Here is a 19,384-nt window from a genome sequence, read left to right as displayed (position 1 = left end):
ACCGCTGGACTAAAAGGTAAAATGAAGCAACCGTTTTATAAACAAACAAGCAAAACCGTATAAAAAAACATTATTTATCTACAGTATATGCTATTCATGTAAGCGCGTCCATAGAAACAGACACGAAATGTTCAATATTGTAATCGCATTCACGTAAAAACCTTGCATTCACGACTTGACACCGAATTTTTACCAGATGCTAGCACCAAAATAGGCAGATGCACATAAAATATACCGTTCAGCAAAGAGGGAGGAGGAGCCAACTTGGCCGTCATTAAAGCGAACTCCGAAGACGTAAGGCTGCTGGCGCGCCTGATGCGCGCGGAAGCGGAAGGAGAAGGCGAACAGGGCATGTTAATGGTCGGCAATGTCGGCGTAAACCGAATCCTGGCGAATTGCCTGGATTTTCGGGATATTCGTGACATGAATCGGATGGTGTTTCAGAGACCCGGCGGGTTCGAAGCCACGGTGAGGGGATATTTCTACCAACGCGCACGCGACCGGGATATCCGCTTGGCGCAGCGCGCGATCAACGGGGAACGCATTTGGCCGGCAACCAATGCGTTATGGTTTTTCCGGCCGACAGAAGATTGTCCTGCCACCTGGTACAACCAACAAAATACCGGCCGCTTTAAGGCGCATTGCTTCTTTGCTCCATCCGCGGAAGATTGCCCAGCCGTCTATTAACTCTGTCATTTGCTTGATTAATCATAAGGAGGAATGGATTAGATGTTTACTCAACAATTCCGGCAAGCCGCATATCCCGCAGGCCATAGTACTTATCCGATGATGCCGATAGGAGGAGGATATCCACAAACAACCGGAACCGGCATGCCGCCGCAAGTAGCCAGCGGGAGCCCGATTACGCCCAGTGGAACGGTGATGCCGTTGCCGCAGCAGGCTTTTGAGCAATCTTACATTGAAAATATTTTTCGTCTGAATTTAGGCAAAGTCGGCACGTTCTACATGACCTACGAGAACAACAGCGAATGGAACGCGAAAGTCTTTAAAGGCGTACTGGAAGCCGCCGGACGCGATCATATCATTATCAGCGATCCGGTTACTGGCGTGCGGACCGTGATGCTGATGGTCAATTTCGACTACGCTACGTTCGACGAGCCGCTGATATATCAATACCCTGGCGTGATTGGTTCCCCGCCGCCAACTCGTTAAATTCATTCAGGTTCCCTTGCACTTCCAAGGGGGCCTTTTTGTTTATTTTTCCAGCCTGCCACGCCTGTTCGCTAGGAATACCGCAGCGTTTGACTGTGTAGTGTATAATAATATAATTAAGATGAATTTATATATGGCATGTAACTGTTTGGAAATAAAGGAGATGAATCCCTTGGGAAATTAAAGCTGTCGTTCTTATATGGAATGCAATGGAATACTGATGATTTTAATCCACGAAGGAGGTGCACCTATTCGCCGCCGGATCGGCGGGAATAGGAAACGTATTGAGTGACCCTTTACCGAGTCTTTATTCCGTAGGATTCATGGTGTTATTGGTGTTGCTTAACGGACTTTTTGTGTCGGCTGAATTTGCCATTGTGAAGGTGAAGAGCTCCCGCATCGAGGCGTTAGCCGAGGAGGGGCGAAGGAACGCGATAATCGCGAAAGAGCTGTTAAGCAAGCTGGACGGTTATTTGTCAGCCTGCCAGGTTGGGATAACCCTCAGTTCGCTTGGGCTCGGCTGGCTCGGCGAACCCGTTGTTGCCCGAATTCTAGGGCCGATGTTCGAAATGATGGGCTTTGGCGAAAGGCCGGGATTTATCATTTCGTTAGCCGTTTCGTTTCTCCTGATCGCCATCTTGCATATCGTGCTGGGAGAGCTGGCCCCCAAGACGATCGCTGTCCGTAAAGCCGAGACCATCACGTTATGGCTCGCTTGGCCGATGCGCATCTTTTACCGGCTAATGTACCCGTTCATCTGGCTGTTAAACGGGCTCTCCGCCGGTCTCTTGCGACTGTTTCGCATTGCGCCAGTAACGGAGCAGGACTCGCTTCACACGGAAGAAGAAATCCGTGTCATGATGAAGGAGAGCAGCGAAAGCGGTTTGATCGACAGCACGGAAATGTCGCTGGTGGACAATATTTTTGAGTTTGCCGATACAACCGCTCGGGAGATTATGATCCCCCGAACTGAAATGATCTGTTTGTATACTCAGCATTCGCTGGAAGAGAACCTGGAAATCGCCTTGGAAGGCACAAGAACGCGTTATCCTGTTTGCAATCATGATAAAGATCATATTATCGGATTTATTCATATTAAGGATTTGATCCGCTCCCAAAACCGGAATATCCGTGACTTAATTCGTCCGATTATGGCCGTCCCGGAATCGATCCCGATCAGTGATTTGATGAAGCGTATGCAGCGGGGACGAACGCAAATCGCGATCTTGATCGATGAATACGGCGGGACCTCTGGAATGGTTACGTTGGAGGACATCGTCGAGGAGATTGTCGGCGAGATTCAGGATGAGTTCGATGAGGAACGTCCTGGGATCGAGCAGCTGGACACGAATGTGTATTCGATCGACGGGCTTATGCTGATCGAGTCCATCAATGACCGATTTGGCCTGGAGCTGGATTCCGACGATTATGACACCATTGGCGGTTGGTTATATTCACGGATCGATATCCTGCCTCCGCAGGTCGGGCAAACCGTAGAATACGGCGGAATCACGTACGTGGTGGAGGAAACCGACAACAAACGCATCTCTCGCGTCAAGCTCATTCGCCAGCAGCTCTTGCCGTTGGAAGAAGCGGGCGCTTAAAAATAAAACCGGATGACTCTCATTGATAGAGAGCATCCGGTTTTATTGTTTTTCGATTAGAATGCCCAGTTGCCTTTAATGAAGATCGGTTCTTCCTTGCCGTCTGCAGTGATGCCGAAAATATCCATCTCAGCGGACCCCACCATAAAGTCTTCATGCGCCAAGCTGGAGTTCAAACCGCGTTGTGCCAGTTCTTCCTGGGACATCGATTTGCCGCCTTCCAGGTTAAAGGCGTAGGCATTGCCGATGGCCAGGTGGTTGGAGGCGTTCTCGTCAAACAGCGTATTGTAGAACAAAATACCGGATTGCGAGATTGGGGAGTTATGCGGAACTAACGCCACCTCTCCCAAGTAATGCGAACCTTCGTCCAGATCCACGAGCTGTTTAAGGACATCGGCGCCTACTTCGGCTTTGTAATCCACGATGCGGCCGTTTTCGAACGTCAACGAGAAACGGTCGATGATCGTGCCGCGGTAGCTCAGCGGTTTCGTTGCGGAGACCGTGCCGTTTACCCCAGTTTTGAGCGGAGCGGTGAAGACTTCCTCGGTTGGCAGGTTGGCCAGGAAGGTGTTGCCTTGGGCGTTGATGCTTTCCGCAGCGACCCACAGATGGCCTTCCGGCAGCTCGATGGTGAGGTCGGTCCCAGGCGCTTTGTAATGCAGCTTCTTGTATCGTTTCGCATTTAAGTAATCGGATTTTTGCGTCAGGTTCTGGATATGTTGCTGCCAAGCGGCGATCGGGTCTGGTTGATCCAGGCGAACCGTACGGAAGATTGCTTCCCACAACGCTTGTACGCGTTCTTCTTCAGGAAGGTTAGGGAACACTTTATCCGCCCAAGCCTTGGAAGGAACTGCCACGATCGACCAGCTGAATTTATCGGACATCTGCATTTCGCGGTATTTGCTCATCGCTTTGCCGTACGCTTTCTGATGATTGGTGAGCCGCTGGGTGGACACGCCTTTCAGCAGATCAGGGTCGGAGGAAATGACATGCAGCACCGCTGCACCGTTCTCTACGTATTCCAGCATTTCGCCGGCATACCATTTTGGTTCATCCAGGAAAGATTCTTCGGCAGCCATATCATAGCGAAGACGGGTGACCACATCGTCGCTCCAGTTGACTTTAACAAAGCGAGCGCCGGCTTCATAGGCTTGTTTCACAATAAGCCGGACGAGCTCCGCGCTATCGATGGTCGTGTTGATAATCAAATTTTGTCCGGGTTGAACGTTAACGCCAATTTTTACAGCGAGTTCAGCATATTTTTCCAGTTTCTTTTGAAAATCGGACATCTACGGTTTCCTCCAAACTTTAGGAATTAATTACATGCTTAATCATACACCATTTGCCAGCGAAATTGGAATGCCGTGCGAAGGCGATCCTTAGTTTCTACATTTGATATTCCCCCAAAACATGGTACGATATTGCAAAGAGACTGTCCCATAAAAAGGAGTTACGTAAATGATGAACGAATTGACCATTGTTCACGCAGAAATGCGCCGGGAGGAGGATGGCTCCTATATCGGCAAAACCATTTTCGAAGTGAGCTCGCATAAGGCAGCTTATGAAATTACCTTCTACAGTGAGAAGGGAACCGATTGGGATTACAGCCTTCATTATGCCAACGAACCTGGCATTGAGGAGCAATTCCTTCAAGTTGACGCACGGATCGAAGAAGACGACGAGTGGTTTGATACCCTGTTGGATGCTGCGTTGGATACGCTGCCGGAGGCTTAAACCGTAAACTTCCGTTGGATATGGAAGAGTGGGGGAGGAGGAACAAACCGTGTGGCAACATCCGTTTTATCGCACATCGCTTGGGATTATTATGGTGCTGACCATTATCTATTTGTTGTCCAAGGTCAGCTTTATCTTTAATCCGCTGGTGACGCTGGTGTCCATTCTAATTGTCCCGCTCACGATCTCCGGATTTCTATATTATCTGCTGCGGCCGATCGTACAGTTCTTGGAACGGAAGAAACTGAACCGGGTGCTGTCGATCCTGCTGATCTACTTGTTATTCGCCGGAGTCATTACGATCTTCTTAATCGTTGTATGGCCGCCGCTCCGGAGGCAGATCATCGAATTTATGAACAATGTGCCGAAGATGATCAACGGACTGCAGACCCAATTCAACGACATCCGCGACAATCGTTATCTCTCCATGGTGACGAATGAAACCAGTCCGGAACTGATGAGCAAAGTCACGGAATATTTGAACTCGGCCATGGAAGCCATCTCCGGTTACTTGTCCCATGTGGTGACTTTCCTGAACGATTTCGTCATTGTCGTCGGTACCGTCCCGATCCTGCTCTATTACATGCTGAAGGAAGACGAGCGGGTCACGCCATTGCTGGTGCGGATGCTGCCCAGTCGTTACCGCCGCGATGGAGCCAGCGTCATCCATGAAATTGATAACATGCTCAAAGGATTTATCGCCGGCCGCATGATTAGTGCGATGCTGCTGGCGTTTATGAGCTTTATCGGTTTTTGGCTGATAGGTTTGCCCTACCCATTGCTTCTTGCGGTGGTGGGCGCGTTGTTTAACTTCATCCCCTATTTCGGGGCGCTGCTGGGGGCAATTCCTTGTGTCATCGTGGCGTTCACCGTGTCTCCGTCGATGGTATTCTGGGTTATCGTTATCGTGGTGGTTGCGCAGCAAATCGAAGGCAACTTGATCTCCCCATACATCTATGGCAAAACGATCAATATTCATCCGTTGACCACGATCGTCTTGTTGCTGGTGGCCGGAGATTTTGGCGGCATCCTGGGGATGATCTTGGCGATTCCGGTTTATATGATGCTGAAGATTATCGTACTCAAAGCACATAAACTTTATTTTGCTGAAAAAATTGAGGAGCTCACCGAATCGAATCCATAAAATTCCATATGACCTGCAAGGTGACAAAAATCATATCTCCCATCCCCGCGATTAGGCGATGATTATTCTATCAATTTGCTCGGGGGATGATGTACATGGCAGTGCAAGCCAAAGGCGGGAAGTACTTTTACGCATGGAGCAAGATTCTTCCCGACGGATCGTTTTACCTTCCGGATCAAGCCCTGCAAGAGTACCAGATTCGACCGGATTCCAACATTATTCTGATGACCGGCCGGAATACGGCCAAAGGCTTTAGCGTCCTGTGCAAAGAACTGATTGCCAACTCGCCGCTGGCCCCGATCTTCGCCAGCATTCCTCAGCTTCAGCAATTCGCCATCCCGGAAGGGGAACCGGTTATCGTTAAAGAACGCACGTTTTGCTGGGTTTACTTGAACAGCAAAGGGTATTTTACGCTGCCGCTGTCAACCTGGCAGCAATTTGGCCTCCAGCCGGGCGACCGGCTGCTCAGCTTGCGTGCCACCCATTTAGCGTTTAACAATTTGGCGGAGGGACCCTATATTGAGCAAGCGAAGCAACTCCGCGATATTCTCGTCTATGAATGAAAAGATGCTTACAAAGAAACCAGCCAGTCGTCTGAGCTTTAGCGGCTGGCTGGTTTTCATTTCTCTTTTCCTTTAGGCGGATTCGGTTGACGACGGGTATTTCGCGATCAAATTTCTGTACGCATCCTTCGGCCGCAGCCCGATCAGCTTCTCCACTGGTCGGCCTTGATGAAAAAAGATCACGGTCGGCATCGACATCACACCAAATTGTGACGCCAAATCCGGGAGTTCATCACAGTCAACCTTCAGCAGGTGAACGGCCCCGCCGTACTCCTCATGCAGCTCGTCCAAGATAGGGGATAGTACCAGAGCGGATGCTGACACCTGTAGCTTTGGACAATTCACCAATTCTCATCGCTTTTGAATCACCTGCTTTTTTGGGTTCATTATAAACCCTGATGTGAGGGTCAACCGTTTTTATCTCGAATCGCAAAAAAAACTTCATCGTCAACTACGATGCATGAGTTCATGGATCGTGTATAATGTAGGAAATTGGGCGTCTGCCATACAGGCGGCAAAGGAGGTAAGCATGAAACCTGCCTTATTAATCATCGATATGCAGCAGGCTTTTTTGAACCATCCACGCATCCAAAGTGAAATCCCAGAGGTTTGCGAGTACATTAATGCGGTCGCTGACTTGTTCAGAGAAGCAGGGCGGCCGGTTGTGGTGGTCCAAGATCAGGATGGAGGTGTGGGAACTCCAGGTTACGACGTTATCCCAGAGGTCAAACTGGTTGAATCTGACCTGCGGGTCTCCAAGGTATGGAATAACTCGTTCTGGAAGACGAACCTGGAGGAGCTTCTGCGTGAGCAGGACACCGACTTCGTCGTGGTCTGCGGATTTGCCGCCGAACACTGCGTTACGTTTACGTTTAATGGCGCGGTAGAGCGCGGGTTTGGAGCAGCAATTTTGCAGAAAGGCATCCTCGGCGAACACCCCGATGCGGTGACCGCTGTCTATCGGGACCGCAGCTTGATCAGCTACTCCGTGATCCGCGCGCTTTTGAAGCAAGATTAATTTATGGCATTACATATCTAAAGCAATGTGAAGTTGCGAGCTAGTTCATTTTTCATATCAGGGAGGCGGCATGTTCCATGAATGCACATGAAATCGATTATCGGATTATTGGAAGTGAAATGCAGTGTGTGGAAGTCCATCTGGATCAGGGAGAGAGCGTCGTAGCGGAAGCCGGCAGCTTTATGATGATGGATCCCGATATCCGGATGGAGACGATTTTTGGCGATGGCAGCAATCAAGGCGGCGGTCTCATGGGCAAGCTCATGGGGGCAGGTAAGCGGTTGTTGACCGGTGAGGGCTTGTTTATGACGGTCTTCACCAACGCCGGGTATCAACGGCAGGCCGTTACTTTTGCTTCACCCTATCCTGGAAAAATCGTCCCGCTGGACCTGCAAATGCTTGGCGGGAAGGTGATTTGTCAGAAAGACGCGTTCCTGTGCGCAGCCAAAGGCGTGTCCGTCGGCATTGAATTCCAGCGGAGGCTGGGTACCGGCTTCTTTGGCGGGGAAGGCTTCATTATGCAGAAGATTGAAGGCGATGGGCTTGCTTTTGTGCATTCCGGCGGTTTGGTCATCGAGAGAGACCTTGCCCCTGGCGAAGTGCTTCGCCTCGACACCGGTTGTTTGGTGGCCATGACGGCTTCGGTCGATTACAACATCGAGTTCGTCAAAGGAGTTAAAACTGCCTTGTTCGGCGGGGAAGGTCTGTTCTTCGCTACGCTGCGCGGCCCCGGCAAAGTTTGGGTGCAATCGTTGCCGTTCAGCCGTTTGGCAGATCGCGTATTGTCCGCATCCCGCTATTCAGGCCGCAAGGATGAAGGCAGCCTGCTCGGCGGCTTGGGGAACCTGCTCGACGGAAAATAATAGAGGTACGGAAGTTCAGCGAGTTTGCATGGTGAGAAAGGCGGTTGACATTCCGCTCCTCAAGTAACTAATATGGTTACATGATGATGGAAAGGGGGAGCGGCTTATCATGACGATTAGCTCCAGATTTTCTGTGGCGATTCACATCTTGTCCCTGCTTGAAATCAGTAAGGACGAGATTTGCACATCGGAATATATTGCCGGCAGCGTGAACACGAACCCGGTTGTCATCCGCCGCATTATGGGCATGCTAAGCAAAGCGGGCTTGGTAGAAGTCCGTACGGGGGTGGCCGGAGCCAAGCTGTCACGGCAGCTGGATCAGATTACTCTGCTGGATGTATACCGTGCCGTGCATGTTGTGGAGGAAGACGGATTGTTTGCCGTCCATGATCAGACCAACCCCGATTGCTTGGTCGGTAAGAATATTCAAGCGGCCATTGAACCGATTTTCTCCAAGGCGCAGAAGGCAATGGAAAATACGCTTGCGGCGGTAACGCTGCAGGATGTTGTGAACGAAATTTCGGTCGTCAACAATCCATCCGTGTAACGCGAAATTCACCTTTAGCGGTCAACGGAGTGAAGCCCCCTAACGATAGGGGGCTTTTTTTGAGCGAAAAATTGACAATGCAGGCTCCTGTAACTATACTGATTACAACGATGCAATTGTAACATCCTCTGTTACACCTGCTTAACGGTCATTTATTTGTTTTTACATTGTTTTCAATTATGAAGGAGGACATCGATCTTGGCTCATCCCTTACCGATTCATCCCGCCACAAAACTGGGCGTTATTCAACTGAAAGTTCGCGATCTGGAGCGCTCGCTCACCTTCTATCAAGAGGTGATCGGCCTTCGACTGTTGCGCCAAAACGGTCATGTGGCCGAGTTAACCGTAGACGGCCAACATCCTTTATTGATTCTGGAGGCAGATCCCCGTTATCGCGTGCTGCCGGAGCAGTCTGTATCTGGGCTGTACCATTTTGCCATCTTAGTTCCGGGGCAGGTGACCTTGGGGCTTGTTCTGCGCAATTTGATCCGGCATCAAATCCCCGTGGGCCAGGGGGATCACTTGGTCAGCGAGGCGCTGTACCTAAGTGATCCGGATCAGAACGGCATTGAGATCTATGCCGATCGCCCCCGCGCTACCTGGAAGAAAACGGCATCCGGCGAAATTCACATGACAACCGATCCGGTGGATATCCAAAACCTGTTACAACTCTCCGAACATGCGCAGTGGAACGGTTTGCCGGAAGGTACGCGCATGGGCCACGTGCATTTTCACGTAGGGGATTTACAGGTGGCGGAACAGTTCTATTGCGGCGTATTAGGTTTTGAGGTCACACTTCACTTCGGCGCATCGGCGTTATTTATCTCGGCTGGCGGTTACCATCACCATATCGGCTTAAACCTGTGGGCGGGCAAAGGTGCACCGCCAGCGCCGGAGGATGCGGTGGGCATTCGTTACTTTACGGTAGAGCTGCCGGACGTTCCGGCATTGGACGCCGTTGTAAGCCGGTTAGATGAAGCCGAGGTAGCTTATACGCGGGAGGTAAATGAGCTGCGGCTTAGTGATCCTTTCGGCATTGGCATTAAACTTACGGTTGCTGCTTGAAGAGTGCGCTTGCAGCGGAAGTTCTGAAGATTTTAAGTCTTCCTTTTGGCGCGGTCCTTCACCTATAATAGATTTACGTATTATTTTAGGAGGAAAGGACCGGTCGTTATGAAAATGTTCCCTCAATTAGAAACGGAACGTTTTGTACTCAGAAGGCTGACGACGAAGGACGCCGCCGATTTGTTCCATTATTTCTCCAACGACGAAGTGACCAAATATTACGATTTGGATCGTTTCGTGGAGCTCCGAGAGGCCGAGGAACTCATCCAGAAGTGGAACAGCCGCTATTTGGAGAAGCGGGGCTTTCGCTGGGCGATTACGGTTAAAGCCGAAAGCGACCGGGTGATCGGCACTTGTGGTTTTCATAACTGGTCGAAGGAGCATTTCAAAGCAGAGGTCGGATACGAGCTCAACCCAGACTATTGGCGCCAAGGTGTGATGACGGAAGTGCTGCAGGAGATACTGCGCTTTGGCTTCGAGGATCTAGGGCTGAATCGGATTGAGGCTTATATCGACCCCGACAATATTCGATCCAGGTACTTGTTGGAGAAGACGGGCTTTCATGAGGAAGGATATTTAAAGGAAACGTTCTTCGAGAAAAATCAATTTGTGGATGCGGTTGTCTTCGCTTTGCTGAAGAAGCAATATGAAGCGAAACGGAATCGGCAGTTCCGGTAGAGCTATTTCCAACCTTCCACGGCATGCATAATTCCCCAGTCTCGGCAAACAATTGTAACAGGATGTTACTTTGAATGAGGCTGGGGGTTAAGGCAAATGGTATTTATCGTTTCTTTTCTGATTATTCTGTTGTTCGTCCTCTGGGGAGCTATTGCTCCAGACCATTTGGCAGCGACAGCGGATCAGGTATTAGGTTTTTCCATCGGAAGTTTCGGCTGGTTTTATTTAATGACCACGCTGGGACTTCTTGTTTTTTCGCTATACTTGGCGTTTAGCAAGCATGGTCAGATTAAGCTGGGCGATGATGACGATGAGCCCGAATTTTCGAATCTCTCGTGGTTTGCCATGCTCTTTAGCGCGGGGATGGGCATTGGACTCGTCTTTTGGGGAGCGGCCGAACCTTTATCGCATTATTTAATTCCGCCAGAAGGGGCGGAGGGAGGTACCCCGCAAGCAGCCCGACTGGCAATGCGATATTCGTTTTTCCATTGGGGTCTGCATCCTTGGGGCGTGTATTCGCTCATTTCGCTTGCCCTCGCCTATTTCCAATTCCGCAAAGGGTATCGCGGACTGATTAGCATGACCTTCATTCCGCTCTTAGGTGAGAAGCTGGCTCAAGGCGTTCTGGGGAAAATCATCGATATTCTCGCTGTGATCGCAACGGTTTTCGGTGTAGCCACCTCGTTAGGTTTAGGCACTCTGCAGATTAGCAGCGGGCTCAATCATTTATTTGGGATCCCCAATGCGATAATGACCCAAGCGATCATTATTGCGGTTGTGACCGTCTTGTTCCTGTTATCTGCCACCACCGGGCTCGATAAAGGCATTAAGCTGTTAAGCAATACCAACTTGATCATTGCCATTACATTGCTTCTGTTCGTGTTATTGGCAGGTCCGACTTCCTTTATCTTCGATACATTTACGACCACGTTGGGGGATTACTTGCAGAACCTCATCGTCATGAGCTTACGCATGACCCCATTTACTCAAGGGACCTGGGTGGGGAACTGGACGCTGTTTTATTGGTCGTGGTGGATTGCTTGGGCCCCGTTTGTGGGAACCTTCATCGCCAGAGTGTCCCGCGGACGAACGATCAAGGAATTTGTGCTTGGAGCCCTTATCATTCCCAGTGCTTTCGGATTTGTATGGTTCGCTGTCTTCGGCGGGACCGGATTGAATTTGGAGATCTTTCAACATGCGGGATTGGCCCAAGCGGTACAGGAAGACGTGACCACCGCATTGTTTCTCATGTTGGAGCAACTGCCACTAGGTACGTTGATTGCGGGAGTAGCTACGTTGCTCATTATTACGTTCTTCGTAACTTCGGCGGATTCAGCAACCTTCGTGTTAGGGATGCTGTCCTCTAAGGGGACGCTGCATCCTCGCAATAAGGTGAAACTAACGTGGGGGATTTTGCAGTCCTTGATCGCCTTGGTCCTGCTGATCAGCGGAGGGCTTAACGGGTTGCAAACCGCTTCGATCGTAGCAGCACTGCCTTTTGCCGTCATTATGCTCGGAATGTGCGTTTCCTTGTTGAAGGCGTTAAAAGGTGAAGAGAAAGAACGTAAACGCAAGGAACGGCAAACCCGACAGTTTATCGAACGGTTGAAAGCGAAGGAGCAAATTTAAAGCAATAGGTTGATTTCCATGATTCATGTTCACAGAGCCTCCTCTACTGTTATGAAGCCCTTCACTGACTTCAGGCCGATTGTAGATCTTGGAGTCGACTCCAAGTCAAGCCCTGGTTCTCACATCATCGAATATTGACTTGGAGCTGACTCCAAGTTGTATAATGCAGAAAAGATGGTTAACGGAGGGATCAAGCGATGGCGGCGCAATCCATTAGTCAAGACAGCTTCACGATCAAGCAAGTTGCTGAGCATACCGGGATATCCGAGGATACAATTCGGTATTACGAGAAAATTGCACTTCTCCCTCGAGCCGAGCGGAAGGAGAATGGACATCGCATTTATCACAAGGAGGACCTGGATACGATTCGACTGATTTCTTGTTTGAAAAAGACCGGGATGCCCCTGGACGAGATGCGCCCCTTCCTGAAGGTGTCTGCTGATGCGAATGCCGAGGACTACCCGGAGCTCGTGGAGAAGATGATCCGGCACCGGGCCAGCATCGTTGAACAAATCGCCTCCTTGCAGCAGGTGGTTGATTTTATTGATTTGAAGTTGAAGCAGGGGAAGTACCAGCCTGAGGAATGTGAGACGGAAGGGATGACCGGCACCCCTGCTGACCATGCAAAGGATGCAACGCCGGGCAAGCCCATATCGACGGCAGAGCTGCGTTATTTTTCCGCGTCACCGAGTGAAAACCCTTATTGAAGAATCGCTGTTCTTTTGCCATAATTAATCGAAGCAGATGACTCGTCCGCGCTGGCGGGAGTCTTACATAAAGGAGGAGCTTGGGTTGAAGGGGATTATTACCGTACTGGGTAAAGACAAAGTAGGCATTATCGCCAAGGTATGCACGTATTTGGCCGATCACAATGTGAACATTCTTGATATTTCACAGACGATTATTCAAGGGTATTTCAATATGATGATGATCGTGGATATTTCTTCACCGACCAAGAGCTTTGAGACGCTGGTTGAAGAATTGCAGGAGCTGGGCCGTTCCATCGGTGTGGAAATTAAGCTGCAGCACGAAGATATTTTTAATACGATGCACCGGATCTGAGGAAGGGAAGGGACACTATGATCTCACGCGTTGAAGTACAAGAAACCAATTCGATGATCCGCGAGATGAACCTCGACGTACGCACGATTACGATGGGCATCAGCCTGATGGATTGCGCTCACGAGGATATGAACGTCTTTAACCGGAACATCTACGATAAAATTACCCGGACTGCCGAAAACCTGGTCAAAACCGGGGAGGACCTGGAGAAGCAATTTGGCGTGCCCATCGTGAATAAACGGATCTCGGTAACGCCGATTTCGATCGCTGCCGGCGGGCTGAAAACGGATACGTTCGTGCCGGTGGCTGAAGCGCTGGACCGGGCGGCGAAGGAAGTAGGCGTCAACTTTATCGGCGGCTTCTCGGCCCTTGTGCAGAAGGGTTTTACGAACGGCGACCGGGTGCTGATCGACAGCATCCCTGAAGCGCTGGCCGTTACCGAACGGGTTTGCTCCTCAGTGAACGTGGGCTCCTCGCGCAACGGGATTAATATGGACGCGGTGAAAAAGATGGGTGACATCATCCTCCGTACCGCGGAACGGACAGCGGATCGGGGTTCGATCGGCTGCGCCAAGCTGGTGGTATTCTGCAATGCGGTAGAAGATAACCCGTTTATGGCGGGCGCATTTCACGGTGTTGGTGAACAGGAGTGCGTCATCAACGTGGGCGTCAGCGGCCCTGGGGTCGTGAAGCGTGCGCTGGAGGAAGTGAAAGGTAAGGACTTTGAGACGTTGTGCGAAACGATTAAGCGGACAGCGTTTAAAGTCACACGGGTAGGTCAGTTGGTTGCACAGGAAGCGTCGAAGCGTCTTGGCGTTCCGTTTGGCATTATCGACTTGTCGCTGGCTCCGACACCGGAGATTGGCGACTCCATCGCAGAGATTTTCCAAGTGATGGGCTTGGAGGAAGCAGGAGCGCCGGGAACGACGGCCGCGCTGGCGATCTTGAACGATAACGTGAAAAAAGGCGGCGTCATGGCCTCCTCCTACGTTGGCGGCTTAAGCGGTGCGTTCATCCCGGTCAGCGAAGACCACGGGATGATCGAAGCGGTGCAGCGCGGTGCACTGACGCTGGAGAAGCTGGAAGCGATGACGTGCGTGTGCTCCGTTGGCCTCGATATGATCGCGATTCCCGGCAACACGAGCGCCGCGACGATTTCCGGCATCATCGCTGACGAATCGGCAATCGGCATGGTCAACAACAAGACGACCGCGGTTCGGATTATCCCGGTGATCGGCAAGGATGTTGGCGAGGTCGTGGAGTTTGGCGGTTTGCTGGGCTACGCGCCAATTATGCCGGTCAACGCCTTTAACTGCGCTCCGTTCATCGAGCGGGGTGGCCGGATTCCGGCTCCGATCCACAGCTTTAAGAACTAAGTGGCGGGGGACGCAGCTATGTTCAAAACGATCGGACTCCTGGCGCATGTCGATGCTGGGAAAACCACCTTTGCCGAAGCGTTGCTCTACCATACGCAAACGATTCGCAGCCGCGGTCGGGTTGATCATCGCGACGCCTTCCTGGACAGCCACGAGATCGAGAAGGCGCGGGGCATTACCGTATTCGCCGACCAGGCGGAAATGAAGGTTGGGGATTCCACCTACTTTTTGTTGGATACGCCGGGGCACGTCGATTTTTCCGCAGAAATGGAACGGGCGCTGCAAGTACTCGACTATGCGGTGATCATCGTCAGCGCGGTGGAAGGCGTGGAGGGCCACACGGAAACGGTCTGGCAGCTGCTGCGGACATATGGGATTCCTACGTTTTTCTTTATCAATAAGACGGATCGCACTGGAGCTGACCCGGATCGAGTTCTGGAAGATATCCGCCGCGAGCTGAGCGCGAATGTACTGGATCTGACTACCTGGGCAGCCGTCGAGCAACTAGACGAAACGGAAAAGGCTTGGATTGCGGAACGGGATGAGGCGCTGCTTGAGCCATTTTTGGAAGGGACATTATCCGACGCAGCGTGGAACGAACATCTCATTCAGATGGTTCAAAACGGCCAGGTGTTTCCTTGCCTGCGCGGATCCGCGCTCTTGGATATCGGGATCGACGTCTTTATGAAGGCGTTGGATCGTTTAACGGTTACTCTGTATGATCCAGAGCTTCCGTTTGCGGGGCGGGTGTACAAAATTCGGCATGATGAGCAAGCGACGCGCATCACCTTCATCAAGGCGTTACAAGGCTCGTTAAAAGTGAGAGATGAACTCACCTACGGCCCGGAAGGCGAACAACGCACGGAGAAAATAACCGCCATTCGCAAATACAACGGACAGCGGTTTGTGCAGGCCGATTCCGTTCAAGCAGGGGAACTGTTCGCGGTAACCGGATTGACCTCGGTATCGTCCGGTGAAGGCCTCGGGGCATTGGTAGACCCGATTCGCCGTGAGCTCGCTCCCACGTTGCAGTCGAAGGTGCAATTTGAACCGCCGCTTCATCTGAAGGAAGTCCTGCGGGTATTTCAGCTGCTGGACGCCGAGGACCCGACTTTAGGAACCCGTTGGGATGAAGCGCTGCAGGAGCTGCATATCCATGTCATGGGCAAAATCCAATTGGAAATTTTGCAACAGGTGGTGCAGGAACGTTTTGGGATGAAGATTACGTTTGGACCACCGGAAATTTTATATAAGGAGACGATATCTACACCGGTGACGGGCTGCGGTCACTTCGAGCCACTAGGGCATTATGCCGAAGTCCATTTGCGGCTGGAGCCTGCCGAACGGGGCAGCGGGGTGACGTTTGTAAATGCTTGCCATGCGGATGATTTGTCCGTAGGATATCAAAACCTGATCGGTCAACATGTGTTGGAACGTGAGCACCACGGCCTGTTGACCGGCTCGCCGCTGACGGATGTTCGCGTTACGTTGCTCACCGGACGCTCACACAATAAACATACCGGCGGAGGCGATTTCCGCGAGGCGACTTACCGCGCGATCCGGCAGGCGTTGGAGCAGGCGGAGAATGTGCTTCTGGAGCCGGTGTACCATTTTAAAATCAAGGTGCCATTAGATCAGCTCGGTAAGGTGTTAACCGACATCCAGCAAGCGCACGGCCGATTTGATCCGCCGGAGACGGGAGAAGAGACGGCTGTGATTTCAGGTGTCGTTCCGGTAGCGACATTTATGGATTATCCAACAGAGCTGGCAGCGATGACGCACGGGAAAGGTTCAATCATGCTGAAATTTGGCGGTTATGAGCCTTGCCATCAAGCTGAGACGATCATCGCCCAGAAGGACTATAATAAAAATGCCGATCCGGCATATACCTCGTCCTCGATCTTTTGTGCAAAGGGGCAAGCGTTTTCTGTGCCGTGGGACGAGGCGCCTAAACATATGCACGCTTCGGTATCATGAGGTGATTTAATGTATCCCAAAATTTTGATCGCCTTCGTTTTATCGATCATTCTCACCTCGTGTACAAGTCAGCCTATGAAAGATGATCCGAATTCCGAGGCGTACACCTTGTACCACAATATTTTTTATCATCAATATTCGACTCAACTCGCTCTTTTGGCAGACATTTTGGAACGGATCTCCCAAGTGGAGCTCGATCAAGAAGAATCGGCTTACATTCAAGGAAAAATTGACGGGTACTCCGAAAATAGTTGGTTTGTTTTCTACTCGATGAATCGCACGGATAGTCCGTCCCTGGATCAGGCAGTGCCTGCAGAACTGCGTTCCACCATGTATGAACTCATAGGCGAGACAAATCAGTTATTAAATTCCTTGAACGAAACGTTGGATGCGCATAATAAACTTTCCGTTGCACAAGATAATCAAGAGCTTATTCAAGAAGTGATTGAGCAGTGTGATGAGCTGAACGTCACCTCAAGTTATATCAAAGACGAGAAAAATTGGAGCTCCTACAAAGAACAATTACAGTTGGCTCTTCTTAAGGTCCAAGAGCTTCGAAGTAAATTCGAGATAGAATGATGGATTTCATGACGTCATGTTGACAATCCGTTACTAGGTGCATATAATAACCAATAATTCCATATTGCCAAATGTGTTGATTAGAAATAGTAAACGTGATTTGACCTTTCAGAGAGCCGTTGGGTGGTGCGAAACGGCAGTGTCCGTCATGTTGAACTCGTCTATGAACAGCTGCCTGATAAGTAGGGTAAGCCGGGATTCCGCCGTTACAAGGATAGATGGTGTTAGCCATCGAAAGAGATCATTTCATCATGTGAAATGAATTAGAGTGGTACCGCGGGTTAAACCTCGTCTCTATAGCAGAGACGGGGTTTTTTTGTTGATTAAAGTCCGGGTTTAATCAACCCCGCTTCACATAGATCCAATCCAAATTTCAAAATCAAGGAGGAACTTTCAGATGGACCGTTACCGCAACATTATCGTTCTGGATACCACGTTACGCGATGGGGAGCAAGTCCCCGGAGCCAAGTTAAACGTACGGCAAAAGCTGGAGTTTGCCCATCAACTGAAGCGCCTCCGTGTCGATATTATTGAGGCCGGCTTCCCTGCGTCCTCGCAAGGAGATTTTCAGGCGGTGCAGCAAATTGCCCGAAGTGTAGGGGACAGCGTAGGCATTACCGCGTTGGCCCGGGCGGTTAAATCCGACATCGATGCCGTATACGAAAGCATCCGTGAGGCAGAACAACCGTTGATCCATATTGTGCTTGGCGCTTCGAACGTCCATGTGGAAAAGAAATTTAACCGCTCCAAAGATGCCGTTCTGCAAATGGGTGTCGATGCGGTGAAATATGCTAAAACTCTGTTGCCGCAGGTCCAGTATTCTACCGAGGACGCTTCGAGGGCGGATTTTGAGTATTTGTGGAAGACGATCGAGGCGGTCGTCAAAGCCGGAGCCACGATGATTAACATCCCCGACACCGTGGGCTACGCGGAGCCGGAGGAATTTGGACACCTGATCCGACGCATTCACGAGCGGCTGAAAAATCTCGACGATTCTGTAATCCTCAGCGTCCATTGTCATAACGATCTTGGTTTAGCCACCGCCAATACCTTAAGCGCCATCAAGAACGGGGCCGAGAAAATCGAGTGCACGATTAACGGTCTTGGTGAACGGGCCGGAAACGCCTCGTTGGAGGAAGCGGTGATGGCCTTGAAGGTACGCGAGGCGCTGTACGGATGTCGCACGAACATCGATACGAAGGAGCTGATTCGCACGTCACGGCTGCTGACCCATTTGACGGGACTCGATGTGCAGGTGAACAAAGCGATCACCGGCGACAATGCGTTTGCCCATTCCTCCGGAATTCACCAAGACGGTCTGTTGAAGGATAAGCAGGTGTATGAAATTATGTCCCCTGAAGAGGTGGGGGCTGAAAGTATGGAGCTGATTTTGACGGCCCGTTCCGGTCGGCATGCGGTGAAGCATGCGGTGGAGAAGTTGGGGTTCGATACGTCGGATGCCGTGGGGTTTGAACGGTTATTCCAACGGTTTTTGACATTGGCCGATGCGAAAAAAGAAGTGTACGACCATGACCTATATTACCTGATTAGTGAACATCAAGAACAAAGCGATTCCGGTCATCCGCTGTTCGAGCTGACTTCGTTCCAAGTCGTGACGAATGACATTTGCCCAACGGCCACCGTTACCTTAAAGATCAACGGACAAGAGCGGAAGGGCAGCGCGATTGGAGATGGCCCGATCGACGCGCTTTACAGTGCAATCAAGTCGTTAACCGGCATCGACGCCAAACTGACTTCCTATAAGATCAACAGCATTTCCCATGGGAAAGAAGCGATTGGTCGGGTAAATATTCAGCTGGAAGCAGGAGGAAAAACCTACACAGGACGCGCCATGGACACTGACATCATCAAAGCGAGCGGTCAGGCCTACGTGAACGGCATCAATGCGATGGTATTAGCTGGTGCGCCCATAAGCGACATAGCAAATGTTATGTAAACTAAATGAGCGGTGCGTAAAAAATGAGGCAGAAGGAGCTCTCATAAAGAGCCTTCTGCCTTTATTTTCATTGTTCATTCAGTTGGGATAAGGGTACTTCTTTTTCGTTCTCCGGTTGACCTAACGGATAGATCCGTGCGGTTTCTTTCTTTTCGTCCACGTGTTGAATGTAAACCGGTTCGCCATCGTAGGTTACGTTGACCATGGTAGGGGAAGCGACAATCTCTTTAGCGCGTTGACTGTCCATCGGATAACCTCCTATTGTCATGTAGTTCAGTCTTCCTGCCGATCATAAAATACCCGGTTCCCCCTGGTTTTATTCTCTTCATGACGTGAAACGCATAAAATTGTAAATTTTAATCGCTAATTTGGTTTAAATGATTTACTTTAAAAACTCTTCTACTTATATTTAATA

21 protein-coding genes and 1 other annotated feature are annotated in these 19,384 nt (G+C 50.6%); of the genes, 18 read left to right on the top strand and 3 right to left on the bottom strand.

The annotated features are described in order from the left end of the window. Nucleotides 1-264: 264 nt before the first annotated feature. The 3 genes from POTG_RS17290 (at nucleotide 265) to POTG_RS17280 (ending at nucleotide 2,777) form a co-directional block, all read left to right on the top strand. Nucleotides 265-687 carry a cell wall hydrolase gene (locus tag POTG_RS17290; protein WP_009226139.1) on the top strand — a complete coding sequence of 141 codons (423 nt, stop codon included), beginning with the start codon at nucleotides 265-267 and terminating at the stop codon, nucleotides 685-687. Between the two features lie 42 nt (nucleotides 688-729). Continuing rightward, entirely contained in the window at nucleotides 730-1,173 is a 444-nt protein-coding gene (gene gerQ, locus POTG_RS17285) for a spore coat protein GerQ (RefSeq protein ID WP_009226138.1), read from the top strand. A 323-nt stretch (nucleotides 1,174-1,496) separates the two neighbouring features. Further along, the gene (locus POTG_RS17280; RefSeq protein ID WP_198136229.1) at nucleotides 1,497-2,777 is read left to right on the top strand and encodes a hemolysin family protein; all 1,281 of its coding nucleotides are present in this window, start codon (nucleotides 1,497-1,499) and stop codon (nucleotides 2,775-2,777) included. Nucleotides 2,778-2,833: 56 nt separating this feature from the next. On the opposite strand, the gene POTG_RS17275 is transcribed toward POTG_RS17280, so the two are convergent. Beyond that, nucleotides 2,834-4,066, bottom strand: coding sequence for an aminopeptidase (locus tag POTG_RS17275; RefSeq protein ID WP_009226136.1), 1,233 nt, complete (start codon nucleotides 4,064-4,066; stop codon nucleotides 2,834-2,836). 169 nt (nucleotides 4,067-4,235) lie between these two features. Between POTG_RS17275 and POTG_RS17270 the strand changes: the two genes are divergently transcribed. The 3 genes from POTG_RS17270 (at nucleotide 4,236) to POTG_RS17260 (ending at nucleotide 6,218) form a co-directional block, all read left to right on the top strand. Continuing rightward, on the top strand, nucleotides 4,236-4,511 hold the full coding sequence (locus POTG_RS17270) for a hypothetical protein (RefSeq protein WP_009226135.1): 276 nt from the start codon (nucleotides 4,236-4,238) through the stop codon (nucleotides 4,509-4,511). Nucleotides 4,512-4,560: 49 nt separating this feature from the next. Next, nucleotides 4,561-5,655, top strand: coding sequence for an AI-2E family transporter (locus tag POTG_RS17265; protein ID WP_009226134.1), 1,095 nt, complete (start codon nucleotides 4,561-4,563; stop codon nucleotides 5,653-5,655). Nucleotides 5,656-5,750: 95 nt separating this feature from the next. Then, nucleotides 5,751-6,218, top strand: a complete 468-nt coding sequence (locus POTG_RS17260) for a hypothetical protein (protein ID WP_036646024.1) — start codon at nucleotides 5,751-5,753, stop codon at nucleotides 6,216-6,218. A 72-nt stretch (nucleotides 6,219-6,290) separates the two neighbouring features. Here the strand turns inward: POTG_RS17260 and POTG_RS17255 are convergent, their stop codons facing one another. Beyond that, the gene (locus POTG_RS17255) at nucleotides 6,291-6,563 is read right to left on the bottom strand and encodes a thioredoxin family protein (RefSeq protein WP_009226132.1); all 273 of its coding nucleotides are present in this window, start codon (nucleotides 6,561-6,563) and stop codon (nucleotides 6,291-6,293) included. A 184-nt stretch (nucleotides 6,564-6,747) separates the two neighbouring features. On the opposite strand from POTG_RS17255, the gene POTG_RS17250 reads away from it, so the two are divergent. From POTG_RS17250 to POTG_RS17195, 12 genes are all read left to right on the top strand, one after another. After that, entirely contained in the window at nucleotides 6,748-7,236 is a 489-nt protein-coding gene (locus tag POTG_RS17250) for a cysteine hydrolase family protein (protein WP_009226131.1), read from the top strand. A gap of 77 nt (nucleotides 7,237-7,313) precedes the next feature. Then, nucleotides 7,314-8,099, top strand: coding sequence for a TIGR00266 family protein (locus POTG_RS17245; protein ID WP_009226130.1), 786 nt, complete (start codon nucleotides 7,314-7,316; stop codon nucleotides 8,097-8,099). 109 nt (nucleotides 8,100-8,208) lie between these two features. Beyond that, entirely contained in the window at nucleotides 8,209-8,646 is a 438-nt protein-coding gene (locus POTG_RS17240; RefSeq protein WP_009226129.1) for an Rrf2 family transcriptional regulator, read from the top strand. A 195-nt stretch (nucleotides 8,647-8,841) separates the two neighbouring features. Then, nucleotides 8,842-9,711 carry a VOC family protein gene (locus tag POTG_RS17235; RefSeq protein WP_036646022.1) on the top strand — a complete coding sequence of 290 codons (870 nt, stop codon included), beginning with the start codon at nucleotides 8,842-8,844 and terminating at the stop codon, nucleotides 9,709-9,711. A gap of 108 nt (nucleotides 9,712-9,819) precedes the next feature. Next, complete coding sequence (locus POTG_RS17230) at nucleotides 9,820-10,389, top strand: GNAT family N-acetyltransferase (RefSeq protein WP_009226127.1); 570 nt, start codon at nucleotides 9,820-9,822, stop codon at nucleotides 10,387-10,389. Nucleotides 10,390-10,485: 96 nt separating this feature from the next. After that, on the top strand, nucleotides 10,486-12,018 hold the full coding sequence (locus tag POTG_RS17225; RefSeq protein WP_009226126.1) for a glycine betaine uptake BCCT transporter: 1,533 nt from the start codon (nucleotides 10,486-10,488) through the stop codon (nucleotides 12,016-12,018). A 197-nt stretch (nucleotides 12,019-12,215) separates the two neighbouring features. Then, nucleotides 12,216-12,725, top strand: a complete 510-nt coding sequence (locus POTG_RS17220; RefSeq protein WP_009226125.1) for a MerR family transcriptional regulator — start codon at nucleotides 12,216-12,218, stop codon at nucleotides 12,723-12,725. A gap of 85 nt (nucleotides 12,726-12,810) precedes the next feature. Continuing rightward, a complete protein-coding gene (locus tag POTG_RS17215; RefSeq protein WP_009226124.1) occupies nucleotides 12,811-13,080 on the top strand; it encodes an ACT domain-containing protein in 270 nt (89 codons plus the stop codon). Between the two features lie 17 nt (nucleotides 13,081-13,097). Beyond that, complete coding sequence (locus POTG_RS17210; RefSeq protein ID WP_009226123.1) at nucleotides 13,098-14,456, top strand: PFL family protein; 1,359 nt, start codon at nucleotides 13,098-13,100, stop codon at nucleotides 14,454-14,456. 18 nt (nucleotides 14,457-14,474) lie between these two features. Then, nucleotides 14,475-16,433: an elongation factor G gene (locus POTG_RS17205; RefSeq protein WP_036646020.1), complete on the top strand. Its 1,959-nt coding sequence runs from the start codon at nucleotides 14,475-14,477 to the stop codon at nucleotides 16,431-16,433. 9 nt (nucleotides 16,434-16,442) lie between these two features. Next, the gene (locus tag POTG_RS17200; RefSeq protein ID WP_009226121.1) at nucleotides 16,443-17,012 is read left to right on the top strand and encodes a hypothetical protein; all 570 of its coding nucleotides are present in this window, start codon (nucleotides 16,443-16,445) and stop codon (nucleotides 17,010-17,012) included. 67 nt (nucleotides 17,013-17,079) lie between these two features. Further along, nucleotides 17,080-17,311: a binding site (T-box leader), on the top strand. 98 nt (nucleotides 17,312-17,409) lie between these two features. Then, complete coding sequence (locus POTG_RS17195; protein WP_009226120.1) at nucleotides 17,410-18,969, top strand: 2-isopropylmalate synthase; 1,560 nt, start codon at nucleotides 17,410-17,412, stop codon at nucleotides 18,967-18,969. A 67-nt stretch (nucleotides 18,970-19,036) separates the two neighbouring features. Here POTG_RS17195 and POTG_RS17190 read toward each other — a convergent pair whose 3' ends face one another. Beyond that, nucleotides 19,037-19,216 carry a small acid-soluble spore protein H gene (locus POTG_RS17190; RefSeq protein ID WP_036646017.1) on the bottom strand — a complete coding sequence of 60 codons (180 nt, stop codon included), beginning with the start codon at nucleotides 19,214-19,216 and terminating at the stop codon, nucleotides 19,037-19,039. Between the last annotated feature and the right edge of the window lie 168 nt (nucleotides 19,217-19,384).

Source organism: Paenibacillus sp. oral taxon 786 str. D14 (genome assembly GCF_000159955.1).
GTDB lineage: Bacteria > Bacillota > Bacilli > Paenibacillales > Paenibacillaceae > Fontibacillus > Fontibacillus phoenicis.
This window is presented reverse-complemented; position numbering and strand designations above follow the sequence as displayed.

Bases quoted from the DNA above. Each gene is read 5' to 3' on its own strand.
- POTG_RS17280 (WP_198136229.1), top strand. From the start codon at position 1,497: ATGGTGTTATTGGTGTTGCTTAACGGACTTTTTGTGTCGGCTGAATTT.
- POTG_RS17250 (WP_009226131.1), top strand. From the start codon at position 6,748: ATGAAACCTGCCTTATTAATCATCGATATGCAGCAGGCTTTTTTGAAC.
- POTG_RS17245 (WP_009226130.1), top strand. From the start codon at position 7,314: ATGAATGCACATGAAATCGATTATCGGATTATTGGAAGTGAAATGCAG.
- POTG_RS17200 (WP_009226121.1), top strand. From the start codon at position 16,443: ATGTATCCCAAAATTTTGATCGCCTTCGTTTTATCGATCATTCTCACC.
- POTG_RS17260 (WP_036646024.1), top strand. From the start codon at position 5,751: ATGGCAGTGCAAGCCAAAGGCGGGAAGTACTTTTACGCATGGAGCAAG.
- POTG_RS17210 (WP_009226123.1), top strand. From the start codon at position 13,098: ATGATCTCACGCGTTGAAGTACAAGAAACCAATTCGATGATCCGCGAG.
- gerQ (WP_009226138.1), top strand. From the start codon at position 730: ATGTTTACTCAACAATTCCGGCAAGCCGCATATCCCGCAGGCCATAGT.
- POTG_RS17225 (WP_009226126.1), top strand. From the start codon at position 10,486: ATGGTATTTATCGTTTCTTTTCTGATTATTCTGTTGTTCGTCCTCTGG.
- POTG_RS17220 (WP_009226125.1), top strand. From the start codon at position 12,216: ATGGCGGCGCAATCCATTAGTCAAGACAGCTTCACGATCAAGCAAGTT.
- POTG_RS17195 (WP_009226120.1), top strand. From the start codon at position 17,410: ATGGACCGTTACCGCAACATTATCGTTCTGGATACCACGTTACGCGAT.
- POTG_RS17205 (WP_036646020.1), top strand. From the start codon at position 14,475: ATGTTCAAAACGATCGGACTCCTGGCGCATGTCGATGCTGGGAAAACC.
- POTG_RS17275 (WP_009226136.1), bottom strand. From the start codon at position 4,066: ATGTCCGATTTTCAAAAGAAACTGGAAAAATATGCTGAACTCGCTGTA.
- POTG_RS17240 (WP_009226129.1), top strand. From the start codon at position 8,209: ATGACGATTAGCTCCAGATTTTCTGTGGCGATTCACATCTTGTCCCTG.
- POTG_RS17230 (WP_009226127.1), top strand. From the start codon at position 9,820: ATGAAAATGTTCCCTCAATTAGAAACGGAACGTTTTGTACTCAGAAGG.
- POTG_RS17190 (WP_036646017.1), bottom strand. From the start codon at position 19,216: ATGGACAGTCAACGCGCTAAAGAGATTGTCGCTTCCCCTACCATGGTC.
- POTG_RS17270 (WP_009226135.1), top strand. From the start codon at position 4,236: ATGATGAACGAATTGACCATTGTTCACGCAGAAATGCGCCGGGAGGAG.